Origin of the sequence: uncultured Demequina sp., assembly GCF_913055775.1 — a bacterium.
In the GTDB taxonomy this organism is placed as follows: Bacteria; Actinomycetota; Actinomycetes; order Actinomycetales; family Demequinaceae; genus Demequina.
On the sequence record NZ_CAJXJX010000006.1, the window covers coordinates 1 to 23,943 of the forward strand.

25 protein-coding genes are annotated in these 23,943 nt (G+C 69.9%); 4 read left to right on the plus strand and 21 right to left on the minus strand.

The genetic code is table 11. The features are described 5' to 3' along the window. The first annotated feature begins 320 nt into the window (after positions 1-320). Both QZ483_RS01125 and QZ483_RS01130 read left to right on the plus strand, forming a co-directional pair. Complete coding sequence (locus tag QZ483_RS01125) at positions 321-2,933, plus strand: hypothetical protein (RefSeq protein ID WP_297081144.1); 2,613 nt, start codon at positions 321-323, stop codon at positions 2,931-2,933. Further along, positions 2,933-3,349 carry a hypothetical protein gene (locus QZ483_RS01130; protein ID WP_297081145.1) on the plus strand — a complete coding sequence of 139 codons (417 nt, stop codon included), beginning with the start codon at positions 2,933-2,935 and terminating at the stop codon, positions 3,347-3,349. The genes QZ483_RS01125 and QZ483_RS01130 overlap by 1 nt, the downstream gene beginning before the upstream one ends. A 27-nt stretch (positions 3,350-3,376) precedes the next feature. Here the strand turns inward: QZ483_RS01130 and QZ483_RS01135 are convergent, their stop codons facing one another. The 5 genes from QZ483_RS01135 to QZ483_RS01155 form a co-directional block, all read right to left on the minus strand. Next, positions 3,377-4,129, minus strand: coding sequence for an alpha/beta fold hydrolase (locus tag QZ483_RS01135; RefSeq protein ID WP_297081146.1), 753 nt, complete (start codon positions 4,127-4,129; stop codon positions 3,377-3,379). A 44-nt stretch (positions 4,130-4,173) separates the two neighbouring features. Beyond that, positions 4,174-4,881: an alpha/beta hydrolase gene (locus QZ483_RS01140; protein ID WP_297081185.1), complete on the minus strand. Its 708-nt coding sequence runs from the start codon at positions 4,879-4,881 to the stop codon at positions 4,174-4,176. Positions 4,882-4,900: 19 nt separating this feature from the next. Continuing rightward, positions 4,901-5,212: a hypothetical protein gene (locus QZ483_RS01145; RefSeq protein WP_297081147.1), complete on the minus strand. Its 312-nt coding sequence runs from the start codon at positions 5,210-5,212 to the stop codon at positions 4,901-4,903. Between the two features lie 184 nt (positions 5,213-5,396). After that, entirely contained in the window at positions 5,397-6,854 is a 1,458-nt protein-coding gene (locus tag QZ483_RS01150) for a GH1 family beta-glucosidase (RefSeq protein ID WP_297081148.1), read from the minus strand. Between the two features lie 44 nt (positions 6,855-6,898). Continuing rightward, positions 6,899-7,519, minus strand: coding sequence for a hypothetical protein (locus QZ483_RS01155; protein WP_297081149.1), 621 nt, complete (start codon positions 7,517-7,519; stop codon positions 6,899-6,901). 59 nt (positions 7,520-7,578) lie between these two features. Between QZ483_RS01155 and QZ483_RS01160 the strand changes: the two genes are divergently transcribed. After that, positions 7,579-8,349 carry an alpha/beta hydrolase family protein gene (locus QZ483_RS01160; protein ID WP_297081150.1) on the plus strand — a complete coding sequence of 257 codons (771 nt, stop codon included), beginning with the start codon at positions 7,579-7,581 and terminating at the stop codon, positions 8,347-8,349. A gap of 16 nt (positions 8,350-8,365) precedes the next feature. Here QZ483_RS01160 and nucS read toward each other — a convergent pair whose 3' ends face one another. From nucS to rpmE, 15 genes are all read right to left on the minus strand, one after another. Continuing rightward, positions 8,366-9,061 carry an endonuclease NucS gene (gene nucS, locus QZ483_RS01165; protein ID WP_297081151.1) on the minus strand — a complete coding sequence of 232 codons (696 nt, stop codon included), beginning with the start codon at positions 9,059-9,061 and terminating at the stop codon, positions 8,366-8,368. Positions 9,062-9,066: 5 nt separating this feature from the next. Next, on the minus strand, positions 9,067-9,336 hold the full coding sequence (locus QZ483_RS01170; protein WP_297081152.1) for a F0F1 ATP synthase subunit epsilon: 270 nt from the start codon (positions 9,334-9,336) through the stop codon (positions 9,067-9,069). A 2-nt stretch (positions 9,337-9,338) separates the two neighbouring features. Beyond that, positions 9,339-10,847 carry a F0F1 ATP synthase subunit beta gene (gene atpD / locus QZ483_RS01175; RefSeq protein ID WP_297081153.1) on the minus strand — a complete coding sequence of 503 codons (1,509 nt, stop codon included), beginning with the start codon at positions 10,845-10,847 and terminating at the stop codon, positions 9,339-9,341. A 16-nt stretch (positions 10,848-10,863) separates the two neighbouring features. Continuing rightward, entirely contained in the window at positions 10,864-11,757 is an 894-nt protein-coding gene (locus QZ483_RS01180; protein ID WP_297081154.1) for a F0F1 ATP synthase subunit gamma, read from the minus strand. Positions 11,758-11,760: 3 nt separating this feature from the next. Continuing rightward, positions 11,761-13,395, minus strand: a complete 1,635-nt coding sequence (atpA, locus tag QZ483_RS01185) for a F0F1 ATP synthase subunit alpha (RefSeq protein ID WP_297081155.1) — start codon at positions 13,393-13,395, stop codon at positions 11,761-11,763. 44 nt (positions 13,396-13,439) lie between these two features. Further along, positions 13,440-14,252: a F0F1 ATP synthase subunit delta gene (locus QZ483_RS01190; RefSeq protein ID WP_297081156.1), complete on the minus strand. Its 813-nt coding sequence runs from the start codon at positions 14,250-14,252 to the stop codon at positions 13,440-13,442. Between the two features lie 5 nt (positions 14,253-14,257). Beyond that, complete coding sequence (locus QZ483_RS01195; RefSeq protein WP_297081157.1) at positions 14,258-14,830, minus strand: F0F1 ATP synthase subunit B; 573 nt, start codon at positions 14,828-14,830, stop codon at positions 14,258-14,260. Between the two features lie 3 nt (positions 14,831-14,833). Then, positions 14,834-15,064: an ATP synthase F0 subunit C gene (atpE, locus tag QZ483_RS01200; protein ID WP_084101823.1), complete on the minus strand. Its 231-nt coding sequence runs from the start codon at positions 15,062-15,064 to the stop codon at positions 14,834-14,836. A gap of 54 nt (positions 15,065-15,118) precedes the next feature. Next, complete coding sequence (atpB, locus tag QZ483_RS01205; RefSeq protein WP_297081158.1) at positions 15,119-15,958, minus strand: F0F1 ATP synthase subunit A; 840 nt, start codon at positions 15,956-15,958, stop codon at positions 15,119-15,121. A 143-nt stretch (positions 15,959-16,101) separates the two neighbouring features. Next, positions 16,102-16,524 (minus strand): hypothetical protein, encoded by a 423-nt coding sequence (locus tag QZ483_RS01210; RefSeq protein ID WP_297081159.1) that lies wholly within the window; start codon positions 16,522-16,524, stop codon positions 16,102-16,104. After that, a complete protein-coding gene (locus QZ483_RS01215) occupies positions 16,521-17,780 on the minus strand; it encodes an MraY family glycosyltransferase (protein WP_297081160.1) in 1,260 nt (419 codons plus the stop codon). Before QZ483_RS01215 ends, QZ483_RS01210 begins: the two co-directional genes overlap by 4 nt. Continuing rightward, entirely contained in the window at positions 17,777-18,448 is a 672-nt protein-coding gene (locus tag QZ483_RS01220; RefSeq protein ID WP_297081186.1) for an L-threonylcarbamoyladenylate synthase, read from the minus strand. Before QZ483_RS01220 ends, QZ483_RS01215 begins: the two co-directional genes overlap by 4 nt. Before the next feature lie 35 nt (positions 18,449-18,483). Beyond that, positions 18,484-19,380 carry a peptide chain release factor N(5)-glutamine methyltransferase gene (gene prmC, locus QZ483_RS01225; RefSeq protein ID WP_297081161.1) on the minus strand — a complete coding sequence of 299 codons (897 nt, stop codon included), beginning with the start codon at positions 19,378-19,380 and terminating at the stop codon, positions 18,484-18,486. 3 nt (positions 19,381-19,383) lie between these two features. After that, positions 19,384-20,469 carry a peptide chain release factor 1 gene (gene prfA, locus QZ483_RS01230; protein WP_297081162.1) on the minus strand — a complete coding sequence of 362 codons (1,086 nt, stop codon included), beginning with the start codon at positions 20,467-20,469 and terminating at the stop codon, positions 19,384-19,386. A gap of 24 nt (positions 20,470-20,493) precedes the next feature. Continuing rightward, entirely contained in the window at positions 20,494-20,700 is a 207-nt protein-coding gene (gene rpmE, locus QZ483_RS01235) for a 50S ribosomal protein L31 (protein WP_297081163.1), read from the minus strand. Positions 20,701-21,151: 451 nt separating this feature from the next. Between rpmE and QZ483_RS01240 the strand changes: the two genes are divergently transcribed. Beyond that, complete coding sequence (locus tag QZ483_RS01240) at positions 21,152-21,934, plus strand: endonuclease domain-containing protein (RefSeq protein WP_297081164.1); 783 nt, start codon at positions 21,152-21,154, stop codon at positions 21,932-21,934. A gap of 90 nt (positions 21,935-22,024) precedes the next feature. Here QZ483_RS01240 and rho read toward each other — a convergent pair whose 3' ends face one another. Then, positions 22,025-23,872 carry a transcription termination factor Rho gene (gene rho, locus QZ483_RS01245; RefSeq protein WP_297081165.1) on the minus strand — a complete coding sequence of 616 codons (1,848 nt, stop codon included), beginning with the start codon at positions 23,870-23,872 and terminating at the stop codon, positions 22,025-22,027. Positions 23,873-23,943: the final 71 nt, after the last annotated feature.

The following is a 23,943-nucleotide window of genomic DNA, read 5'->3' on the forward strand; positions in this document are numbered from 1 at the left end:
CCGATGCGGTTGTCGCCGGCGAAGGCGAGCATCGCGGGCTCGTACACCACCACAGCCGTGTTCACGGCGGCGTCCGGAGTCACCTCGCGCGGCGGGCGTTGCGCGTCAGCGACCAGACCGGTCACGAGAAGCAGCACTCCGATCACGCCCGCGACGAGCGCAGTCGTCCTGAGACTCACATTTCCTCCTGGTTTCTCCCGTCCACTCTAAGAGATGCGGGAATGTGGACGCAGGTTTCGGCTTTTGTCTCACTTCGCCGCGCGCATTACCCTGGGGGACGGATCGTGTGGCGCCGCCTGGCGCCGCCAAAGGAGACCAGCATGCCCGAAGAGACCCTGCCGTTTCCAGTAGCCATGCGCGGCTACGACAAGGAAGCGGTGGCCGCCCACGTCGCTCAGCTCGAGGAATCCGTGCGCAAGGCGCAGACCTCGGCCCAGCAGGCGCAGCAGGAGGCCGCACAGGTGCAGAGCCGGCTCGACGAGGCTCAGAAGAGCCTGCGCGAGGCGGAGCAGCCCACCTACAAGGGTCTCGGGGCTCGCGTCGAGCAGCTGCTGCGCTCGGCCGAGGAGCAGTCGTCCGACGTCGTCCAGCGCGCCAACACGCACGCGCAGGACACCGTGGCCCGCGCGAACGTCTCGGCGCAGCAGCTGCGCGCCCGCGCTGACAACGAGGTCGCCGAGATCATCGCCCAAAGCCGGCGCGAGGCCGAAGAGATCCGCACCGCGGCAGAGTCGGACGCCGCCAGCGCTCGCGAGTCCGCTCAGCGCCAGGCCACAGAGATCCTCGACCGCGCACGGCGCGATGCCGAGCGCGAGTCCTCGGCGATCGAAGCCGACGCCGCGGAGAAGCGCGCAGCCGCAGAGCGCGAGGCGCACACCACCCGAGCGGCAGCGGAGCGCGAGACCACCGAGCTGAGGGTCGCGTCGCAGCGCGAGGCGACTGAGCTCGTCGATGCCTCCCGAGCCGAGGCCGAGGGAATCGTCGCCGGCGCCCAGGACCAGGCGGAGTCGCTACGCGCGGACGCGGAGCAGGCTCTCGCCGATGCGCGGGCTGAGGCCAAGACGATCGTGGCGGAGGCGGCCGAGGCGAAGGCTGCCTCCGACGCCGAGGCCTCCGACGCCCGATCCACCGCGGAGGCTGAGGCCGCGAACCTCCGCAACGAGGCGCAGTCCTTCCTGACCCAGGCGAACCGCGACGCCGAGGCCCTGCGCGCGGAGGCCGAGACCGAGGCACGAGACACTCGCGCCACCGCGGAGCGCGAGGCCGAGGCGTTGCGCCTCGAGACCGACGAATACGACGATGCGACGCGCGGCGAGGCCGAGGAGTACGCCGCCGCGACGCGCAAGGAGGCGGACGACTACGCGGGAGCGGAGCGCACCGCCGCAGATGAGTACCGCGCCGCGACCGAGGAGGATGCCCGCTCCGCTGCGGCGGCGATCGCCGCCGAGGCTCGCGCCGCCGCCGACGCGCTGCGACAGGAGACGGACCAGTACGCCGCAGACGAGCGCGGTGCTGCCGAGGCCGATGCTGCTCGCCTGCGCTCGGAGGCCGACGAGTACGACACCGCGACCCGCGGCTCGGCCGACAGGTACGACGCCCAGACCCGGACTGCAGTCGACGAGTTCGTCGTCGCGAAGCGGGCGGAGACGGACCAGTACGACCAGGCCACCCGCACCGCGGCGGACGAATATGACCAGACCACGCGCGCGGCCGCCGACGAGTACGACCAGGCCACCCGCGCCGCGGGCGAGGACCACGCCGCCCAGGTGCGCGCCGACGCCGACGCCTACGACGCGACCACGCGGACTGCTGCTGACGAGCACCACCGGACCGCCCGCGCGGACGCCGAGGAGCTCGCGCTGATCACGCGCACCGCGGCCGACGAGTACGACCAGACCACGCGCGCAGGTGCCGACGAGTACGACCAGGCCACGCGCGCAGGTGCCGACGAGTACGACCAGGCCACCCGCACCGCGGGCGAGGACCACGCCGCCCAGGTGCGCGCCGACGCCGACGCCTACGACCAGGCCACCCGCAAGGGCGCCGAGGACTACGCGGCCTCGACTCGTGCGGCCGGCGAGACCTACGCGCGCGACGTGCGCAAGGCGGCGGACGCGTTCGACGCGACGACCCGCAAGGAGGCCGACGACTACGCGGCGACCGTGCGCCAGGAGGCGGACGACCACGCCGCCCGCGTCCGGCGCGAGGCCGAGAACTTCGACGCTCACCAGCGCGACGAGACCGCGGCATACGTCGAGCAGACCCGACGCGAGGCGGACACGTACGCCACGCAGACCCGCGACGCGGCCGACCGCGACGCGGCGGCCACGGCGCAGGCTGCTCAAGACGACGCGGAGAAGAGCGCTGCGGACGCTGCCCAGGAGGCCAAGGCGACCATCGCTGCAGCCACCAAGGAGGCAGAGTCGCTGCGGGCCGAGGCCCACGCCGACGCGGAGGCGGCGTCCGAGGAGGCGCGGCGCACCCGCGAGGACCTCCAGGTCGAGGTCGCACAGCGTCGCGAGACCGCGGAGCAGGAGCTCAGCAAGCGCCACGAGGAGGCCCAGGCGGAGAGCGCCGCGATGGTGGCCGATGCGCGCAAGCGCGCCGACGAGGCCGAAGAGCGCCTCAGCGTCGCGCTCGAGCGCGCGGAGACCGTGCGGCGCGAAGCGGAGACGCACTCGCAGACGCTGCTGTCGAATGCTCGCAACAACGCCGACGAGATCGTCTCCGAGGCTCGCGAGCACGCGGAGAGCATCATCTCCGAGGCCGTCGCGGACGCCGAGCGCGAGCGCGTGAACGCCGCGCGTGAGGTCGAGGACCTGCACCGCCAGCAGGAGTCGATCACCGGGTACCTCGACGATCTGCGCGGCCTGCTGGGCACCGACCCCGTGGCGGGCCTCCAGCGCGCCGCCGGGGCGGCCGAGAAGCACTGATGACCGACGAGCCTGCGGTCTCGCCGCACCTGCGGCGCGCCCAGGCGCTCGAGCGTCAGCGCCAGGCGGAGAGCCGCCAGGCCGCCGTGATGGTGCGCAAGTTCGCCGAGGACGCTCGTGCGGCTGGGATCGAGCCCGTGCGCTTCACGGCTCGCCCCTACGGGGGTGGGGCGCGCTACCGCACCGCCGTCGAAGGCTGGTATCTCAAGCGCGACCAGACGGTCGGCGTCGGCACGGACGGCCAGTTCTACGTCCTCTCGGTGGCACCGACCCTCAAGGCCCGCGTCACGGGCGCTCACCTCGAGCCCGCCGAGCCACCGCTCGAGTTGGGCAAGGGTGGCCGCGACGGCGAGTCGATGCCCATGCAGGTCGCTCTCGACAAGCGCCTGGCCGGCGGCAACGACTGGGCACGCTGACGCGTCGCGGGAGCGGCGCTGGGAAGTTCAGCCGAGCAGCGGCAGCAGCGCCTCGGCGGTCTCGACGGGCTTCTCGAGTGCCACCAGGTGACCGGCGCCCTCGATGACGACGGTCGTGACGTCGAGAGCGGCGGCGACGGCGTCCATGGCGTCGCGCGGCACGATCCCGTCCTTCGCGCCCGCGATCACCACGGCGGGTCCATCGACGGAGCGCAGGACCTCGAGGCGGTCGGGGCGAGCCGCCATCGCCCGCTGACCCCACGCGATCCCATCTCCCGCATGCCGGGACACGTTCGCCGCGACCCACTCGACGAGCTCCTCGCGGGCGGGCCCCTCCGTGCCCACGAGTCCTTCGGCAGCCGCGCGTGGGTCCGGCACTCCCCCGGACTCCTCCGCCGCGAGCGCGTTCCTCTCCCGCGTCGCGGCCGCCTCCTCGGTATCCGCGCTCGCCTTGGTCGCGAGCAGGCCCAGGCCGGCCACGGCATCGGGCGCTCTCTCGGCCACCGCCATCGCGACGTAGCCGCCCATCGAGCAGCCAATCCAGACCGCGGCATTGGCGCCCGTCGCCTCCCGCATCGCGAGCACCGCGGCATCGGCGATGAGCTCGAGGCTGGGCTCCTCATCCGTCACCGGCATCTCGCCGATGCCCGGCATGTCGAAGGTGATCACGTCGCCCCGCGCTCGGTCGCCCCACGCCGCGATGAGGGGCTCCCACTGCGCTCGGTCCACGGGGAAGGCGTTCAGCAGGACGATGGGCGGGACATCGGGCAGCAGGCTCACGGTGGCTCCCAGGGCGCGACGGAGGGGTGGTCGGCGATCCAGTCCTATTGCACCACGTCGGAGGCGACCGCGGTTGGCAGCGGCGCGCGGTCGGGCGCGACGCGCTCGACGATCGCGTCGAGCACGATCCGCACGTAGGCCTCGCCGACCCACAGGTGCTTGGCATCCTCGACCGGCACGAGCTCGAGCTGAGTCAGCGGGGCGAAGCGCTCGCGGGCCTCGTCCGGCTGGAGGAAGTCGTCGTGCTCGGGCACCAGCGCCGTCACCGGCTTCCCGGTCGCGGCCCAGCGCTCGAGGTCGGCATCCTTCGCGCGGTGCAGCGGGGGCGACAGCAGGATCGCGCCCTCGACGTCCAGGTCCGAACCGTGCATCAACGCGACCTCTGTCCCGAAGCTCCACCCCACGAGCCAGCGGTTCGGCAGACCCCGTGCTACGGCGAAGTCCACCGCTGCGCGCGCATCGGCCGCCTCCCCCACGCCCTCCTCGAACTGGCCGTCCGAGGTCCCGCGCGGTGACGTGGTGCCGCGAGTGTTGAAGCGGATGACCGCGACGTCCGCGAGGTGCGGCAGGCGCCACGCGGCCTTGCGGAACACGTGGGAGTCCATGAAGCCGCCGTGGGTGGGCAGCGGATGCAATGTGATGAGGGTCGCGCGCACCTCGCCTGACGCGGGAAGCGCGAGCTCCCCGACCAGCTCGAGGCCGTCCTCCGTGCGCAGCACGATGTCCTCGCGGATCGCGGGCAGGACGGTCATGGAGCGAATCTCGGTCGTGTCAGCCACGCGTCCTCCCGAACGTGTTCCAGCAGTGGGTGTGCCAATGGCGGCGCGTAGCCGCGGCTGCCTCGGCGCCGAACAGCCCGTCCGCAGGCCACGCGACCAGATGCTGGGTCGCGCCGTCGATGTCGCGGCCGCAGCCGGGGCACGTGTACGTCTTGTCGCTGGGTCGCGGCGTCACGACGATGTGCTCCTCGCCGCCGGGCCCGGTCTCGCGCCTGCCGCCGGTCGCATTCGCGACGCGGTCGACGTCCAGCTCCGGGTGAGGCTGCCCGTACGGGCGCTTCGACGACCGGCGCTTGGAGGGCATGGGTTCAAGTCTACGGCCGAGCCCTCACCCCCTTGACTGCGAACCGGCCTCTTCCCCGCCACCCCGCAGGATCGCTCCTGAGGGGAGTGGCACGTGGCGTGTCGCCGAGAGCTCGGTTCGCAGTTCAGAGGTGAACGAGCGGGTACGGAGGGCCGATGCGGTGGCCCGGCTGGCTGCGCCCGCGTCAGTAGGCGCGGGGAGGCGTGGAGACCAGACCCTCGATGGCGTCGAGCGGCGTCACCTGGCGGGTGCGGATGGTGTTCGCGTACCAGTACGCGGAGTCCTTCCACGTGCGCTTCGACGTGTCGTAGTCCACCCGCATCATGCCGAAGCGCTTGGAGTAGCCCCAGCCCCACTCGAAGTTGTCCATGAGCGACCACGCCATGTAGCCGCGGATGTCGGCGCCCTCGGCCTGTGCGCGCTGCAGGGCGAGCAGGTGGTCGTGGTAGTACCGGTAGCGGTCGATGTCGCGGATGCGCCCGTCCGCGTCGACCTCGTCGGGCCACGACGCGCCGTTCTCCGTCACGATGATGGGCAATCCGAGGTCATGGTGGATGCGCAGCAGGTGCGCGTGGAAGCCGCTCGGGTCCACGTTCCAGCCCATCGTGGTGCGCACGCCCAGGAGCGGCATGAACTCGACGTCGTCGGCTCCGGGCCAGCAGCTGAACTTCGTGGTCTTGTGACCGTCCTCGCCGGTGTCGACTCGCGGGCCGTCGTGGTGGCGCACGGTGTGGCTCGAGTAGTAGTTGACGCCGATCAGGTCGAGGGTGCCGCGGGTGGCCTCGAGGTCGCCCTCGTGCACGAAGGACCAGTCGGTGATGTCTGCGGTGAACTCGAGCAGGTCCTGGGGGTACTCGCCCTTGCTGAAGGGCTCGATGAAGATGCGGTTCGCGAGCGCATCGATCTTATGCGCCGCCTCCACGTCGCGCGGGTCTGCCACGTTCCAGGGACGCGGAAGGTGGGAGTTGATGACCAGGCTGACCTGCGCATCGGCCGTCACCTCCTTGATCGCCGCGTAGGCGAGACCGTGCGCGAGGTTGAGGTGGTGCGCTGCCGCGAGCGAGTCCGCGTGGTCGCTGCGGCCGGGAGCGTGGGCGCCGGAGCCGTAGCCCAGGAACGCGGTGCACCACGGCTCGTTGAACGTGGTCCAGTACGTGACCTTGTCGCCGAACTCCTCCGCCATCAGGCGTGCATACTCGACGAACGCCTCCGCGGTCGCGCGCACCGGCCAGCCTCCGGCGTCCTCAAGCTCCTGCGGGAGGTCCCAGTGGTAGAGCGTGACGAGCGGCTCGATGCCCGCAGCGATGAGCTCGTCGAGCAGGCGGTGATAGAAGTCGACGCCCTCGCGGTTGAGCTCGCCGGAGCCGCCCGGCTGGACGCGCGGCCACGCGATCGAGAAGCGATAGGCGTCGAGCCCGATCTCCTTCATCGCCGCGACGTCGTCCGCGTAGCGGTGGTAGTGGTCGCACGCGACGTCACCCGTGTCGCCGTTCAGGGTCTTGCCCTCGGTGTGCGAGAAGGTGTCCCAGATGGACGGGCCGCGGCCGCCCTCGGTCGCGGCTCCCTCGATCTGGTACGAGGCCGTCGAGGCGCCGAACAGGAAGTCGGCGGCGAAGGTGTCAGGCGTGCTCGGAGTGCTCATGCCAACGAGGGTAACCGAACGATTCGATGTTTTCTACCAGACGGTCAGGATTGCGTCGCGGTGCCGTCCTCGTCCGCCTTCATGCGGTGGAACTCCGCGCGATCGTGCTTGCCCTCGACGAACTCCAGCGCATTCGGCAGCACCTCGCGCTCGAGCCACCGGTGCCACTGGATGAAGAACGCGAGCACCCTCCGTCCGATGACCGCACCGAGCGCTCCTAGCAGGGGCGATGCCACCAGCAGGGTGGTGAACGTCGAGACGTTCCAGATGTCCCAGGTACCCTCGCGAGCCACGCGGACCGCGGTGAGAATGCCCAGCGCCACCACCGTCAGCGCGATCGCACCCGTGACGGCGTAGACCACGTAGTGCTTGACGACGGACTGGTCGAACCTCAACGCACGCAGCAGGCCCATGCTCATCAGCGCCCAGCCGCAGATGTAGATCCCCACCAGGGCCGGCGCGATGGTGACGCCGCCGGAGACCAGAAAGCCCATCGCCTCGTCGAACGGCTGCGCGGTGAAGTACACGATCACGAAGGGCACCATCGAGGCGAAGGCAGCCTTGCAGTGGCTCCAGAACGTCGCGTACATGTGCGCGCCGTCCTCATGGGTCGCCAGCGGCTGGCGCACGCTGCGCGGCGCCTTCCTCTTCGCGGATCGAGCCATGGCGACCAGGGTAGCCCCGATGCTCGGGCTGCCTGCACCCCGCCCCCTACGCTGGGCCCATGGCACTGCTGAACGTCCGCTACTACTCCACCGTGCTGGGGCTGTCGACCACGGCGACGGTGATCCTGCCCCAGGCCGCCTCTGGCCAGATCGGGATGTCAGGCGCTGCCGCGGGCGGGCCCCTGCCCACGCTGTACCTGCTGCACGGGCTCACCGACGACGACTCGATCTGGCAGCGACGCACGTCGATCGAGCGCTACGTGGCCGACCTGCCGCTCGCGGTGGTCATGCCGACCGTCGACCGGGGCTGGTACACGGACCAGGCCGACGGCTACCGGTACTTCACCCACATCGCCGACGAGCTGCCCGAGATCATGGGTGCGTTCTTCCCGTTGTCGCAGCGGCGAGAGGACACCTTCGCCGCAGGACTGTCGATGGGTGGCTACGGAGCGTTCAAGCTGGCGCTGCGCCGTCCGGATCGGTTCGGGGCAGCGGCGAGCCTCTCGGGCAGCCTCGACGTGGGCGCCGAGCCTGCCGAACTGGGCGACGAGTGGCGTCGCACCTTCAGCACCGTCGAGCGCTCGCGCGCCAACGGCGACGACCTCATCGACCTCGTCAGGTCCGCGGATCCCTCGACCACGCCGCGCCTGTGGGCGTGGTGCGGCACTGAGGACTTCCTGCTCGATCACAACCGTCGCTTCCGCGACGCCGCGGCTGATGCAGGGGTCGGGCTGGAGTACCACGAGTCCCCGGGCACGCACGAGTGGGGCGCCTGGGACCGAGAGATCCAGCGCGTGCTGGCCTGGCTGCCGCTCGGCCGGCGGCGCTGAGGCGGCCCGGCTGGCGTCAGAACAGGCGCGTCGTGGGGTCGTCGGCGCCGCGCATGGCGTCGTAGTCGAGCACCACGCAGCGGATGCCGCGGTCCTCGGCCAGCACCCGGGCCTGCGGCTTGATCTCCTGTGCCGCGAAGACCCCCTCGACTGGGCTCAGCAGCGGATCGCGGTTCATCAGCTCGAGGTACCGCGTCAGCTGCTCGACCCCGTCGATCTCGCCGCGGCGCTTGATCTCGACCGCCACGGAACCGCCCGACGGCGACTTCGCGAGGATGTCCACGGGGCCGATCGCCGTCATGTACTCGCGGCGCACCAGCGTGTGGCCGTCGCCGAGCAACGCGATCTGCTCCGCCAGCAGCTCCTGCAGGTGCGCCTCGACGCCGTCCTTCACGAGACCGGGGTCGATCCCCAGCTCGTGCTCGGTGTCGGACAGGACCTCGTACAGCTCGATCTCCAGACGGTCGTCCGTCTTGTCGTGCTGAACTGTCCAGACCTCCTGGACCCCCGCATCGGCCTGAGCCTCGCTGACCTCAGCCGTGCGCAAGGTGCACGGCGGGCTCATCCAGTTGAGCGGCTTGTACGAGCCGCCATCGGAATGGAGCAGCACCGAACCATCGGCCTTGACCATGATCGCCCGAGTGGCGAGAGGCAGATGCGCGCTGAGCCGCCCGGAGTACCGGGCGGCGCAGCGCGCGATGACGACGCGCATGGGCGTCAGTCCTCGTCGGTCTCCGCCGGCGTGGCGCCGATGGTGATGACGTTGTGGTCGAACGACACGAAGCCCTGCTTGATCGCGAACTCGACCTGCTCAGAGTCTCCGGTGCGCACGCGCACGGTGCCTGCCTTGAGCAGCGCCAGGATGGGCTCGTGGTTGGCGAGCAGGCCGATCTCGCCCTCGACGGAGGGCGCGATCACGCGCTCCGCCGTCCCGGACCACAGGGTGCGGTCCGGGGCGACGATGTCGACGGTCAGGGGGCCGGCCATGATCAGCCGATCTCCTTCTGGATGCGGTTCCAGTTCTTCTCGAGGTCCTCGAGACCACCGATGTTGAAGAACGCCTGCTCAGCGATGTGGTCGTACTTGCCCTCGACCAGGCCGGAGAAGGCCTCGATGGTCTCGGTCAGCGGCACCGTCGAGCCCGGGACGCTGGTGAACTGCGTCGCCATGTAGGTGTTCTGCGACAGGAACTGCTGGATCTTGCGCGCACGGGCGACGATGATCTTGTCCTCCTCGGACAGCTCGTCGACACCGAGGATCGCGATGATGTCCTGCAGCTCCTTGTTGCGCTGGAGGATCGACTTGACCGAGTTGGCCGTCTCGTAGTGCTTCTGGCCCACGTAGCGCGGGTCCAGGATGCGCGAGGTCGAGGCCAGCGGGTCGATCGCGGGGTACAGACCGCGCGAGGCGATCTCACGCGACAGCTCGGTGGTCGCGTCGAGGTGCGCGAACGTCGTGGCCGGCGCCGGGTCGGTGTAGTCGTCCGCGGGGACGTAGATCGCCTGCAGCGAGGTGATCGAGTGACCGCGGGTCGAGGTGATGCGCTCCTGCAGCTGACCCATCTCGTCCGCGAGGTTGGGCTGGTAGCCCACCGCCGACGGCATGCGGCCCAGCAGGGTCGACACCTCGGAGCCCGCCTGCGTGAAGCGGAAGATGTTGTCGATGAACAGCAGCACGTCCTGCTTCTGCACGTCGCGGAAGTACTCCGCCATCGTCAGGGCGGACAGGGCGACGCGCAGACGCGTGCCCGGCGGCTCGTCCATCTGGCCGAAGACCAGCGCCGTCTGGTTGATGACGCCGGACTCGGTCATCTCCTCGATGAGGTCGTTGCCCTCACGGGTGCGCTCACCGACGCCCGCGAACACCGACACACCGTTGTGGTTGTTGGCGACGCGGTAGATCATCTCCTGGATCAGGACGGTCTTGCCCACACCCGCACCGCCGAACAGGCCGATCTTTCCACCCTGCACGTAGGGCGTGAGGAGGTCGATCGACTTGATGCCGGTCTCGAACATCTCGGTCTTGGACTCGAGCTGGTCGAACGACGGGGGCTTGCGGTGGATGGGCCAGGTCTCGCCGACCTCGACCTTCTCGCCCTCCTTGGCGTTGAGCACCTCGCCGGTCACGTTGAACACGTGACCCTTGGTGACATCGCCGACGGGGACGGAGATGGGGGCGCCGGTGTCGACCACCTGAGCGCCGCGGACCAGGCCGTCGGTGGGCTTCAGGGCGATCGCGCGCACCATGTTGTCGCCCAGGTGCTGAGCGACCTCGAGGGTCATGTGGAGGATGCCCTCGTCCTCGCCCTGCGCGCTCAGGTCGATGTCGACCGTAAGCGCGTGGTAGATGTCGGGGATCGCGTCTGCGGGGAACTCGATGTCGACGACGGGGCCGATCACGCGGGCGACGCGACCGATCACGGGCTTGGAGGTCGACTCGGACGACTCGGCCGGCTTCTTGTCCGCCGGCTTCTTCGCGGTCTTCGCGGTGGGGGTCATGATGTCTCGCTTCCGATCACGAGGCCGCGAGCGCATCCGCGCCCGAGACGATCTCGCTGATTTCCTGGGTGATCTCGGCCTGGCGCGCCGAGTTGGCGAGCCTGGTGTATTGACGAATGATGTCCTCGGCGTTGGACACGGCGGTGTTCATCGCACGCTGGCGGTTGGCAAGCTCGGATGCCGCCGACTGCAGCAGGCACGTGTACACACGCGCCTCGATGTAGCGCGGGAGCGCGGCGTCGAGCACGGCCTCGGCAGAGGGCTCGAACTCGTACAGCGGCTCGACGTCGTCGCCGGGCTCCGCCACGCCCTCGACGATCTCGAGGGGCAGCAGGCGGATGACCCGCGGCTCCTGGGAGACCATCGACGAGAAGTGCGTGTAGACGATGTGGATCTCGCTGACGCCGCCGTCCTCGATCTCGGCCGTGAAGGCTCCGTAGAGCTCCGCTGCGACCTCGATCGCGGTCTCGACGTCCGGCGCATCCGAGCCACCGGTCCACTGCCCGGCGAGCTCACGGTTGCGGAACTTGAAGTACGACACTGCGCGGCGGCCCACAGCGAACTGCACGACCTCCTTGCCGTCGCCTTCCAGGCGCTCGCGCAGACGCTCGGACTCACGGATCGCATTCGCCGAGTAGGCGCCGGCCATGCCGCGGTCCGCGCTCACCACGAGCAGCGCCACGCGGTTGGTGTCGGTCCGCTCCGACGTCAGCGGGTGCTCGACGTTCGAGTGCGTCGCCACGGCGCTGATCGCGCGGGTGATCGCCTTCGAGTACGGCGCCGCTGCGGTGACACGGTCGCGAGCCTTGCCGATGCGTGAAGCCGCGATCAGCTCCATCGCACGGAAGATCTTCTTCAGCGACTGTGTCGACCGGATCCGCTGCCGGTAGACGCGCTGCTGTCCACCCATCGGCTACTTCTTCTTCTTCGCGACGATCTGCTCCTGCTCGGACTCAGCCTCGCCGCCACCCTCGATCGGCGCGTCGGTGTGCAGCTCGGTGCCCTCCGACGCGAGGAAGGTCGACAGGTAGTCGTCGACTGCCGTCTCGAGCGCAGACTCGGTCTCGTCGGACAGCTTGCCCGTGTCCGCGATGTCCGAGAGGACCGACGTCGAGCGACGCAGGTGGTCGAGCAGCTCACGCTCGAAGCGCAGCACGTCCTGCACAGGGATCTTGTCCAGCTTGCCCTTGGTTCCGGCCCAGATCGACACGACCTGGTCCTCGACCGGGTACGGCGAGTACTGCGGCTGCTTGAGCAGCTCCATGAGTCGCGCACCACGGGTCAGTTGCTGGCGCGACGCCGCGTCGAGGTCGGACGCGAACATCGCGAACGCCTCGAGCGAGCGGTACTGCGCCAGGTCGATCTTCAGCGTTCCGGAGACGCTCTTCATCGCCTTGACCTGTGCCGAGCCACCGACGCGGGACACCGAGATGCCGACGTCGATCGCGGGGCGCTGGTTGGCGTTGAACAGGTCGGACTGCAGGAAGATCTGGCCGTCCGTGATGGAGATGACGTTGGTCGGGATGTACGCCGAGACGTCGTTCGCCTTGGTCTCGATGACGGGCAGACCGGTCATCGAGCCCGCACCCATCTCGTCCGAGAGCTTCGCGCAGCGCTCGAGCAGGCGCGAGTGCAGGTAGAACACGTCGCCCGGGTACGCCTCGCGGCCCGGCGGGCGGCGCAGCAGCAGCGACACGGCGCGGTACGCCTCGGCCTGCTTCGAGAGGTCGTCGAAGACGATCAGGACGTGCTTGCCGTCGTACATCCAGTGCTGGCCGATGGCCGAGCCGGTGTAGGGCGCCAGGTACTTGAATCCGGCGGGGTCGGAGGCAGGAGCGGCGACGATGGTCGTGTACTCCAGCGCACCGGCCTCCTCGAGCGCGCCGCGCACCGAGGCGATGGTCGAGCCCTTCTGGCCGATCGCCACGTAGATGCAGCGCACCTGCTTGGTCGGGTCACCCGACTCCCAGTTGGCCTTCTGGTTGATGATCGTGTCGATCGCGATGGCCGTCTTGCCGGTCTGGCGGTCGCCGATGATCAGCTGGCGCTGACCGCGGCCGATCGGGATCATCGCGTCGATCGACTTGAGGCCGGTCTGCAGGGGCTCGTGCACCGACTTGCGGGCCATGACGCCCGGGGCCTGAAGCTCGAGCGCGCGACGCGCCTCGGTCGCGATGTCGCCGAGGCCATCCACGGGGTTGCCCAGCGGGTCCACCACGCGGCCCAGGTAGCCGTCGCCCACGGCAACGGAGAGGACCTCGCCGGTGCGGTGCACCTCCTGGCCCTCCTCGATGCCCGTGAACTCACCGAGCACCACGACGCCGATCTCGCGGACGTCGAGGTTCAGCGCGAGGCCCAGGGTGCCGTCCTCGAAGCGCAGCAGCTCGTTCGCCATGCAGCCGGGCAGGCCCTCGACCTGCGCGATGCCGTCGGCGGCCAGCGTGACGCGACCGGTCTCCTCGCGCACGACGCCCGAGGGCTCGTACGACTTCACGTAGCTGTCGAGCGCATCCCGGATCTCGTCGGGACTGATCGTCAACTCAGCCATGTCTCTTCTCTCCTGTCACTACCGCGGTGCGGTGATGGTCTTCGCTAGCCGACGAGTCGTCGTCGTGCCTCGTCGAGCCGGCTGAGGACGGTACCGTCCACGACCTCAGACCCGACCTGAACTCGGATGCCGCCCAGGACCTCGGGGTCCACGGCGACGTTGATCTGCATCTCATGCCCGTAGGCCTTGCGCAGGATGCCTGCGAGGCGCGTGCGCTGGGCCATCGAGAGCTCGACGGCCGCGGTCACGTTCGCGACCGACCGGCCGCGGCGAGCCGCGGCGATGTCGAGCAGCGCGTGCAGGGCGGGGATGAGGCGGCGGCCGCGCGGCACGCCGACCACACGCGTTAGCAGCGCGTGAGTGGTGGGGTGCAGCTTGCCGCCCAGGGTTCCCTCGAGCAGCGCGAGACGCTGCTCCTTGGACGCCGAGCGGTTGCTCATCGCGACCAGCAGCTCGCGCTCGGCGGTCAGCAGGCGCTCGACGCGGAAGAGCTCCTCCTCCACGGCCTCGAGCGTGCCCTGCGCCTCGGCGTGGGCGAACAGGGCGAGCTCGCCGGCGTCGTCGAGCGACTCCGCGAGGTCCGCCTCATCCGACCAGCGCTGCGACGTGAACGACGCCACGGCGTCGACCGCACGAGGGTCGAGCGAGCCGAACAGCTGCTTCACCAGCGCGGCCTTGTCCGCACCGGGCCGAGCAGGGTCCGTCAGGGCGCGCCTGAGCGAGCCCGACGAATCCAGTGCGTCGACCACGGCGAACAGGTGCTCCGCGATCTCGATGCCGTCCTTGGCCGCCGCAGTGACGACGGTGTCGAACTCCTTCATCGAGGCATCGCGCGATGCCTGGCTGGTTCCGCGCATCGGCCCTATCCCTTCGCCTTGCTGTCCGACACCTGAGCCTCGAGGTCATCGAGGAAGCCGTCGATGATCCGCTGCTGGCGCGCGTCGTCCTTGAGCGATTCGCCCACGATGCGCGACGCCAGCTCGGAGGCCAGCGCGCCCACCTCGGACCGCAGCGACACGATCGCCTGCTGGCGCTCCGCGTCGATCTGCTTCTGGGCGGTCTCGACCAGACGCTGGGCGTCACCCGATGCGGACTCGCGCGTCTCCGCGACGATCTGTCCAGCCTCGGAGCGCGCGTCCTCGCGGATGCGGGCTGCCTCGGCACGGGCCTCGGTCAGCTGCGCGGTGTACTCCTCGAGCGCGGCCGCAGCCTCGGACTGGGCCTCCTCGGCCTTCTTGATGCCGCCCTCGATCTTCTCCGCGCGCTCGTCGAGCACCTTCTGCAGCATCGGCAGGATCTTCCACATGAAGACCCCGACGATGATCAGGAAGATGATCGTCGACCACAGGATGTCGTAGTTGGCGGGGATCAGCGGGTTGTGCGATGACTCCCCGTGCTCCTCCGCCGCGACGACGATGAGGTTGAGTGCGTTCATGGCTTAGGTGAAGAGGAAGCCGGTGACCAGACCCAGGAGGGCGAGCACCTCGACGAACGCGACACCGATGAACATGGTGGCGCGCAGCTGGCCGGCGACCTCAGGCTGACGCGACATGCCCTCGATGGTCTTGCCGATGAGGATTCCAAGGCCGATGCCCGGACCGGTGGCGGCGAGGCCGTAGCCGATCGTCGCGACGTTGCCCGAGACCTCCGCGAGAGTGGTGGTGTCCACTGTTGTTTCCTTCCATTGAAGCGACGCCGTCCGGCGCCGCACACTTGTGTGGGTTTAGTGCTCTTCCTCGATAGCCATGTTGATGTACACGGCGGACAGCATGACGAAGACGTAGGCCTGCAGCGCCGCGACGAAGATCTCGAAGAGCGTGAAGGCGAAGCCCGCGACGAAGGTGACGGTGCCCATCGCCTTCATGGCGCCGGCGGCCTCGAAGAAGAAGTACTGGGTGGCCGCGAAGCACAGCACGAGCAGCAGGTGGCCGGCCATCATGTTCGCGGCGAGTCGCAGCGCGAGCGTGGCGGGGCGCAGGATGAAGACCTGCAGGAACTCAATGGGCGTCAGCAGCAGGTAGATGCCCTTGGGCACGCCCGCCGGGAACAGGCTGGTCTTCAGGTAGCCGCCGAGGCCGTGCTTCTTGACGCCCACGGCGAGGTACAGGATGTACACCCACAGCGCCATGATGATCGGCAGGCCGATGAGGGATGTGCCAGCCATGTTGATGAACGGGATGACGCCCGTGATGTTGAACGCGAGGATCGCGAGGAACAGCGTGGTCAGGAACGGGAGGAAGCGCTTGGCGTTCTCCTTGTCCATGACCTGCTCGACGATCTGCGTGCGCACGAAGTCCAGCATCATCTCGACCACGGACTGACCGCGCGACGGCACGACCTTCGCCTTGCGGGCGACGAGCCAGAAGATGAGGATGAGGACTGCGGCGGCGATGACGCGCGCCAGCATGATGCGGTTGAACTCGAAGATGGTCCCCTCGCCGAACAGCGCCGGCGGGAAGAACTCGTCAACCGTGGGGGCGTGGAAGCCGTCCGAGTAGAACAGCCACCCGAAGATGCCGGAGGATTCGCCGTCGTCGGCCGCGAGCTCGGACGTGGCCGTCATGGCCGCGCCCAGGGCTAGATTCGCCACAGAAGTCTCTCCAGGGGTAGAAGCTGGCGCGGGACCTGAGGGCCCGGCGCGCCGATACCGTGATGCCCCAGAATCCTAACGTAGAACCGGGGCGCTGACGAACGTGCAGGCCGGAATTATCCGGCGTTCTTTCCGGCGTCCGGGTCCACGTACGGGATGCGGGCGCTGCGGATCACCCAGAAGTCCACCGCGAGCGTGAAAAGCACGCCCGCGACGGCGAAGCCCGCGAACAATGGGCGGTGAAACCCGTCGATGCCGCTGAGCACCAGGAGCGCCACGATGATGATGAGCATCTTGAGCAGCCAGGAGCCGCCGATGATGCCCGCCATGACGTGGGGCTCGCGGTTGTGGCTGATCACCATGGCGACCTGGGTGGTCACGCCGGACAGCGCCGCGACGGCGACGCCCACCTCGGCCGCCACCAGGCCCGCTCCCCCGGCGACGAGCAGGCCGACGGGCACCGCGAGCACCGCGAGAGCCACGACGCCGTAGACGGTGAGCCGCAGTGCGCGGCGGTAGGTGGTGGACTCGACGGTCACGGTCGCTCCTTGGTCGAGACGGAGTCGGCGGGGGCCGATGCGGTGGCGGGGGTGTCGGGCACGTCGCGGTTCGCGCCGGGCTCGGGCGCGTCGTCGCGGTGGTGCCCCTCGGGCGTGATGCGCTGCAGCGGACGAGCCCTGTCGCCCGCAGTGCGCCAGCCGGAGGACAGCCGGCGTCTCAGCGCCGGAGAGAACGTGATGGTGGCGGCGATTGCGACGCCGGCGACCACGAGGGCGACGGCCTGACCCGTGTCGAGGAACACGAGCGAGACGGTGCCGAACGACAGCACCGCCGTCCACATGTAGAGCACGCCCACGGCCCACCGATGGGAGTGTCCGGCGCGCAGCAGCACGTGGTGCAGGTGGTGGGCGTCCGGCATGAAGGGCGACGTGCCCTTGAGCGTGCGGCGGATGACGGCCGCGGTCATGTCGATGAGCGGGACGGCGAGGACCATGAGCGGCAGCACGATGGGGATGAAGGCGGGGATCCGCTCGCGCTCGGAGACCACTGCGGGGTCGATCTGACCGGTGACGATGATGGCGGCGCCGGCGATCGTGAGGCCCAGCACCATGGATCCGGAGTCGCCCATGAAGATTCGGGCGGGATGCAGGTTATGGGGCAGGAACCCGAGGCACGCACCTACCAGGACGGCCAGGATCAGCGACGCGAGCGACGAGTAGTCGCCGGGCGACGCCGAGCGCGCAAGGACGTACGTGTAGGTGAGGAACGCCGCTCCCCCGATCGCGACCATGCCCGCGGCGAGCCCGTCGAGCCCGTCCACGAAGTTCACGGCGTTGATCGCGACCACCACCACGATGACCGTCGCCGCGAGCGACAGGTACGAGCTGCCGATCGTGAGGCCGGCGATCGGCACCGTCACGAGCTGCACGCCGCTCCAGGCCATGATCAGCGCAGCCAGCACCTGTCCGGCGAGCTTGGCCATCCAGTCCAGATCCCAGATGTCGTCGGCCATGCCCAGTGCGGCGACCAGGGCGGCGCCGGCGAGCACACCCCACGCCGCTCCAGAAGCCTCGAAGACGGGTGCGAGGAACGGGATGTTGTGAGCGATCAGGATGCCGCCGGCGAGCCCGAGGAAGATCGCGATGCCGCCCAGCCGCGCGGTCGGGAGCTTGTGGACGTCGCGCTCGCGCACGGCCGTGACGGCGCCCGTGCGGAAGGCGAGGTGACGCATCGCCGGTGTGGCGGCGTACGCGACGAGGGCGGCCACCACCAGCAGCGTCAGATAGACCTTCACCCGGCGGACCCCTCGCCCGCGGCGGCCTCGGGCACGAAAGCGTCTGCACCGGCGATCTCGAGCAGCCGCTCGCGCGTCACTCCTCCGTCGCGCACCACGCGCAGTCCCCGGGAGTCCGTCGCGTCCACGATCGTCGAGGCGGTGCCGAGGGGGCTGGGTCCGCCGTCGAGGTAGACGGCGACAGCGGAATCGAGCTGCTCGCGCGCGCCTTCAGCGGTGGTGGCTGCGGGCTCGCCCGTGCGATTGGCGCTGGTCACGGCGAGAGGCCCGGTTCGGGTCAGCAAGGCCAGCGCCGCCGCATGATCCGGCATCCGCAGCGCGACCGTCCCATGGGTCTCCCCCAGGTCCCACGCGAGCGACGGCTGCGCGTGGACGATCACGGTCAGTGCTCCGGGCCACAGCGCCTCCATGAGCGCGCGAGCCGGCGCCGGCACGTCGCGCGCGAGCCCGTCGACGGTGCGGAGGTTCGGGATCAGCACGGGCGGCGGCATCTGCCGCCCCCTGCCCTTCGCCGCGAGGACTGCCGCCACCGCATCGGCGTTGAAGGCATCCGCTCCCACGCCGTAGACCGTGTCCGTCGGCAGGACCACCACGGCGCCGCGCTGCACCGCATCGACGGCAGCGTCGAGGCTCGGGCCCCAGGTGGAGGGGTCGAAGCAGGGGTAGATCACGGGAGCCAGTCTGTCAGATGCGAGCGATGCGCTCAGATGCCCACGCGCGTCACGACGAGCATGCGGTCGCGCCCGGTGAGGTCCTGCTCGGTCCGGGCATCGGCCCAGAACTCGCTGCGCCCCACGAAGTCCCGCAGGGCCTTGCCCTGGTTCTCCGCGTGCTCCATCACGAGCGTTCCGCCCACGCGCAGCAGGCGAGCCGCCTCATCGATGATCGCGCGGGGCAGATCCAGTCCGTCCTCGCCCATGCCGTACAGCGCCTCCGGCGGGTCGAAGTCCCGCACCTCGGGGTCGCGCGGCACGCCGTTGGGCGGGATGTACGGCGGGTTGCTCACCACGACGTCTGCGCAGCCGTCGAACTGGTGCAGGCAGCGGCGCGCGTCGCCCAGGAGCGTCCGCACGCGGGGCCGCACGTCGTCCGGCATCGAGCGAGCATTCAGGCGCAGATACACGAGCGCGCCCACGCTCGCCTCGAGCAGCGTGACCTCGGCGTTGTCGACCTCGGATGCGACGGACAGGCCGATCGCGCCGGAGCCGGCGCACAGGTCCGTGACCTTGACCACGCCGTCACGGTTGGGCGTTGCTGCGCGGGCGGCGTCGATCGCCGCCTGCGCGACAGTCTCGGTCTCGGGCCGGGGCACGAAGACCCCATCGCCCACCTGCAGCTCGAGCTCGCGGAAGTACGCCTTCCCCGTGATGTGCTGCAGCGGCTCACGGCTCATGCGTCGCTCGACGCGCGCCTCGAGCAGGTCGAGGTCCAGCGGGTCCTCGGGCCAGTGGTCGTCGCGCGCGGCTGCCGTGCGAACCTCGCCGGGCTCCCAGCCGAGCGTGTGCGCCATCAGCGCCACCGCATCGGCCTGAGGGGACGGCACGCCCGCCCCGGTGAGGCGTCGTGTGATGTCGCGCAGGCGCGCGCCTACCGAGGGCACGCGTCAGTCCTCGTGGGCCTCGAGGCGCGCCGCCTCGTCCGCGTCGATCGCGGACTGGACGACGGGGCCGAGGTCGCCAGCAAGCACGTGATCGAGGTTGTAGGCCTTGTAGCCCGTGCGGTGGTCCGCGATGCGGTTCTCGGGGAAGTTGTAGGTGCGGATGCGCTCGGACCGGTCCACCGTGCGCACCTGCGACTTGCGCAGGTCCTGGGCCTCCGCAGCTGCGGCCTCCCGCTGGGCCGCCAGCAACCGGGCGCGCAGGATGCGCATGGCCGACTCCTTGTTCTGGAGCTGGCTCTTCTCGTTCTGGCAGCTGACGACGATGCCCGTGGGCTCATGCGTGAGGCGGACCGCCGAATCGGTGGTGTTGACGGACTGGCCGCCGGGGCCCGAGGAGCGGTACACGTCGACGCGGACGTCATTCATGTCGAGCTCGACCTCTTCGACCTCTTCGACCTCGGGGTAGACCAGCACGCCCGCGGCGGAGGTGTGGATGCGGCCCTGGGACTCCGTGGCGGGCACGCGCTGAACGCGGTGGACGCCTCCCTCGTACTTGAGGTGGGCCCAGACGCCGTCCTCGGGCTCGACGGAGCCCTTGGCCTTCACGGCCACGGAGATGTCCTTGTAGCCGCCCATGTCGGTGGGCGTCGCCTCGAGGACCTCGGCCTTCCAGCCCTGGGTCTCCGCGAACTTGAGGTACATCTTCAGCAGGTCGCCGGCGAACAGCGCGGACTCCTCGCCGCCCTCGCCCGACTTTATCTCGAGGATCACGTCGCGGGCGTCGTCCGGGTCGCGCGGAATCAGGATGCGGCGCAGGGACTCCGTCGCATCCTCGGCGGCCTGCTCGAGGCCGGGGATCTCCGCGGCGAACTCGGGGTCCGCCTCGGCCATCTCCTGGGCTGCCTCCAGGTCATCGTGCGCCGTCTGCCAGGCACGATGCGCGGCGACGACGCGGCCGAGCTCCGCGAACCGACGGCCCAGCGTGCGCGACCGGCTGGCGTCCGCGTGGACGGCAGGGTCGGCGAGCTGACGCTCGATGTCGGCGTACTCGTCCAGCAGGGGCTGGACGGCGGCGAAGGCTTCGGCCACGTCGTCGTCGTGTGAGGCTGGGGGTTACTTCTTGCCGTAACGCTTCTCGAAGCGCGCGACGCGGCCGCCCGTGTCCATGATCTTCTGCTTGCCCGTGTAGAACGGGTGGCAGGCGGAGCAGACCTCGACGCTGATGGCGCCGGAGGTGACCGTCGAGTTGGTCTCGAACTGGTTGCCGCAGGTGCACGTGACAGTGGTGGCCACGTACTCGGGGTGAATGTCCTTCTTCATGATCTCCCTTAGAGGTGCCTCCGGGTCCGTCGTGCAGATTTTGCGCGCGGTGAACCGGACGGCCAGCGTTCGATTATGCCAGATGGGGTGGCCCCTTGGCGAGTTGGCGCCCGCTCCCCCGCGTCGCCGCCCCACTCGCACCTGATCCCGCCCACCTGGCCCCCGCATCGGCCCCCGCCCGCGCCTCGCGAGTGACTCAGGGTCCAATCGTGGCGCTCTCGAGCACTCAGCCACTCGCGACGGCCCGACGCTGTCCACAGATCGAGAGACAGGACTACCGCGGCGGTCACGGCACCGATTGCCTGGTGCGGTGCGACCTCTCCCCGATACTGCAGCGCGCGACACGCCGCTCGCCGAGACTCTTGCAGCCTGCGCGCACGCGTTCACGCGGTCAGAGTTGATTGCGGGCTGGTCGAGGAGGCAACTCGACGGGGGGCTGTCCAGCGGAGCGGTGACCCGACTCGCGACGGGCATCTACTGCGGCAGCGCGCACACCACGAACCCCGTCGTCCTCGGCGAGGCGCTCAACCGCTGGGTGCCACGCGGGGCGGTCACGGGTCAACTCGCGCTCCACCTCTACGCCCCTCGTCTGGCTCGGCCCGAGCGCTCCGATTACGCGATCGCGCACGGACTGCATCTCGAGCCGCCCGCGTGGGCTCGGTTGCATCAAGTCAATCTGCCCCGCACACGAGTGTTTCCTCAGGGCATCGCGTGCCTAGAGATGCCACGCGCTCTGCTGGACGCATGGCGCTTCGCCGCTCCAGCTCAGCGCCGCGACATACTGTGGGCGGCGTTGTGGGCGCGCGTGTGCACCTGGAAGCAACTGGCGCGCGAGGCGCAACGGACACCTCGAATAGCGGGCCGAAGAGATCTCGAGAGGCTCCTCGGCTGGTTCTCGGAAGGCGCGACGACGCCTCTCGAGGTGCGCGCGAAGCACGAGGCCTTTGCCGATCCACGCTTCCACGAGTTCGAGTGGCAGGCAGCGCTCGCATTGCCCTCCCGACGCGTATCGGTCGACATGTTGCACCGGCGCGCTGGCGTGGTGGTCGAACTGGACGGCGATCGATATCACTCGACTCGGGACGCGCGCGACAAGGATCGCGAGCGCCATACCGACCTCACCGCGGCGGGATTCGTGGTCCTTCGCTTTGGCTGGAACGACATCACGCGGCGACCAGGGTGGTGCCGCGAACGCGTGCTGGCTACCGTTGCCGCGCGCCTCGCGAGTGGCTAAGTGCTCAGATCCTTCGATTCCGGGCACTCAGCCACTCGCGGCGCGCGACTGGGGACCGCGGAGGTGGCGCTGGCCCTGCGTGCGAAACGACTACTTGAGCGTGAGCTCGTTCTCGCCCTCGTCCTTGCCCGGCGTGGTCTTGGCGACCTGCATGAGGAACTCCGCGTTGGTGCGGTTCTCGCGCAGCTTGCCCAGGAGCAGCTCGGTCGCGGCCTGCGGCTCGAGCGCGGTGAGCACGCGGCGCAGCTTCCACATGACCTTGAGCTCCTCGGTGGAGACCAGGATCTCCTCGCGGCGCGTACCGGACGAGTTGACGTCCACGGCCGGGAAGATGCGGCGGTCGGCGAGCTGGCGCGACAGGCGCAGCTCCATGTTGCCGGTGCCCTTGAACTCCTCGAAGATGACCTCGTCCATCTTGGAGCCAGTGTCCACGAGAGCGGTCGCGAGGATGGTCAGCGAGCCACCGTTCTCGATGTTGCGCGCGGCGCCGAAGAACTTCTTGGGCGGGTACAGCGCGGCCGAGTCGACACCACCGGACAGGATGCGACCCGATGCGGGCGCGGCCAGGTTGTACGCGCGGCCCAGGCGGGTGATGCCGTCCAGCAGCACCACGACGTCCTGGCCCAGCTCGACCAGGCGCTTGGCGCGCTCGATCGCGAGCTCCGCCACCTGCGTGTGGTCGCCTGCGGGCCGGTCGAAGGTCGAGGCGATGACCTCGCCCTTGACCGAGCGCTGGAAGTCCGTGACCTCCTCGGGACGCTCGTCCACCAGCACCACCATGAGGTGGACCTCGGGGTTGTTGGCGGAGATCGCGTTGGCGATCGCCTGCATGATGAGCGTCTTGCCGGCCTTGGGCGGCGACACGATCAGGCCGCGCTGGCCCTTGCCGATGGGTGCGACGAGGTCGATCACACGGGTCGACAGCGTGCGCGGGTCGGTCTCGAGGTGCAGGCGCTCCTGCGGGTAGAGCGGGGTGAGGTCGCCGAACTCCTTGCGCGAACGCGCCTCCTCGGGCGACACGCCGTTCACGGTGTCGACGGCCGCGAGCGCGTTGAACTTCTGGCGCTGGCCGCGCTCGCCCGGGCGGGGCGGGCGGACGGTGCCGGTGATCGCGTCACCCTTGCGCAGGCCGTACTTCTTGACCTGGTTCATCGAGACATAGACGTCCGACTTCCCCGCCATGTATCCGGTGGTGCGGATGAACGCGTAGTTGTCGAGGACGTCCACGATGCCGCCGACGGGGCTGAGCTCCTCGTCCTCGCGCACCTCGTCCTCGTCCTGGCGCACGCCCTGGCCGCCACCCTGGCTGCCGCCTTCGCGCTCGTCGCGGTTGCGGTTGCGACCGCGGCCACGGCCACGGCGCCGGCGCCCGCCGCGCTCGTCGTCGTCGTTGCTGCGGTTGCCCTGGCCGCCGCCGTCACGGCTGCCCTGGTTGCCTCCGTCGTTGCGGTTGCCGCCCTGGTCTCCACCGGAGCCGGCGATCTGGACCGCCTCGGCGGCGCGGCGCGCGCGCTCGTCGGCGTCGTCGTCGCCGGACTGCTTGCCGCTCTGGTTCCCGCTCTGGTTCCCACCCTGAGGCGCGCCCTGATCCGCGCTTGCGCGGCGCGAGCGGTTCTGGCCGCCGCGCTGATCGCCCTGCTGGCGGTCGCTGCCGCCGGCGTCTGGCGCGTCGGTGGCCGGCGCGTCGTTCTTCGGGGAAGCCGCGGGCGTGTCGCTCTTCGCGGAGTCCGCGGGCGCATCGGCCTTCGCCGCAGGCGCAGCGCTCGGCGCCTTCGCCGGCACGACGCCACCGTTCTTGATCGCCTCGACGAGGTCGCTCTTGCGCATCTTCTTGACGCCGGAGACCCCGAGCTCGGAGGCGAGAGCCTGCAGCTGGGGAAGCTTCATGGCGCTGAGGGCCGCGCCGGAGCCGGCTGCGGCCTCTTGGGTGTCTGTCACTGAGAATCGTCCTTTTCTTCGCACGAGCCCATCTGGCTCAGCATGTGCGAGCAGCCCAGGCGCTCGGGTAC

What these genes read in the sequence shown, in the direction of transcription:
- QZ483_RS01125 (WP_297081144.1), top strand. Translation starts at nt 321, where the DNA reads ATGCCCGAAGAGACCCTGCCGTTTCCAGTAGCCATGCGCGGCTACGAC.
- QZ483_RS01130 (WP_297081145.1), top strand. Translation starts at nt 2,933, where the DNA reads ATGACCGACGAGCCTGCGGTCTCGCCGCACCTGCGGCGCGCCCAGGCG.
- QZ483_RS01140 (WP_297081185.1), bottom strand. Translation starts at nt 4,881, where the DNA reads ATGACCGTCCTGCCCGCGATCCGCGAGGACATCGTGCTGCGCACGGAG.
- QZ483_RS01145 (WP_297081147.1), bottom strand. Translation starts at nt 5,212, where the DNA reads ATGCCCTCCAAGCGCCGGTCGTCGAAGCGCCCGTACGGGCAGCCTCAC.
- QZ483_RS01150 (WP_297081148.1), bottom strand. Translation starts at nt 6,854, where the DNA reads ATGAGCACTCCGAGCACGCCTGACACCTTCGCCGCCGACTTCCTGTTC.
- QZ483_RS01155 (WP_297081149.1), bottom strand. Translation starts at nt 7,519, where the DNA reads ATGGCTCGATCCGCGAAGAGGAAGGCGCCGCGCAGCGTGCGCCAGCCG.
- QZ483_RS01160 (WP_297081150.1), top strand. Translation starts at nt 7,579, where the DNA reads ATGGCACTGCTGAACGTCCGCTACTACTCCACCGTGCTGGGGCTGTCG.
- nucS (WP_297081151.1), bottom strand. Translation starts at nt 9,061, where the DNA reads ATGCGCGTCGTCATCGCGCGCTGCGCCGCCCGGTACTCCGGGCGGCTC.
- QZ483_RS01170 (WP_297081152.1), bottom strand. Translation starts at nt 9,336, where the DNA reads ATGGCCGGCCCCCTGACCGTCGACATCGTCGCCCCGGACCGCACCCTG.
- atpD (WP_297081153.1), bottom strand. Translation starts at nt 10,847, where the DNA reads ATGACCCCCACCGCGAAGACCGCGAAGAAGCCGGCGGACAAGAAGCCG.
- QZ483_RS01180 (WP_297081154.1), bottom strand. Translation starts at nt 11,757, where the DNA reads ATGGGTGGACAGCAGCGCGTCTACCGGCAGCGGATCCGGTCGACACAG.
- atpA (WP_297081155.1), bottom strand. Translation starts at nt 13,395, where the DNA reads ATGGCTGAGTTGACGATCAGTCCCGACGAGATCCGGGATGCGCTCGAC.
- QZ483_RS01190 (WP_297081156.1), bottom strand. Translation starts at nt 14,252, where the DNA reads ATGCGCGGAACCAGCCAGGCATCGCGCGATGCCTCGATGAAGGAGTTC.
- QZ483_RS01195 (WP_297081157.1), bottom strand. Translation starts at nt 14,830, where the DNA reads ATGAACGCACTCAACCTCATCGTCGTCGCGGCGGAGGAGCACGGGGAG.
- atpB (WP_297081158.1), bottom strand. Translation starts at nt 15,958, where the DNA reads ATGACGGCCACGTCCGAGCTCGCGGCCGACGACGGCGAATCCTCCGGC.
- rpmE (WP_297081163.1), bottom strand. Translation starts at nt 20,700, where the DNA reads ATGAAGAAGGACATTCACCCCGAGTACGTGGCCACCACTGTCACGTGC.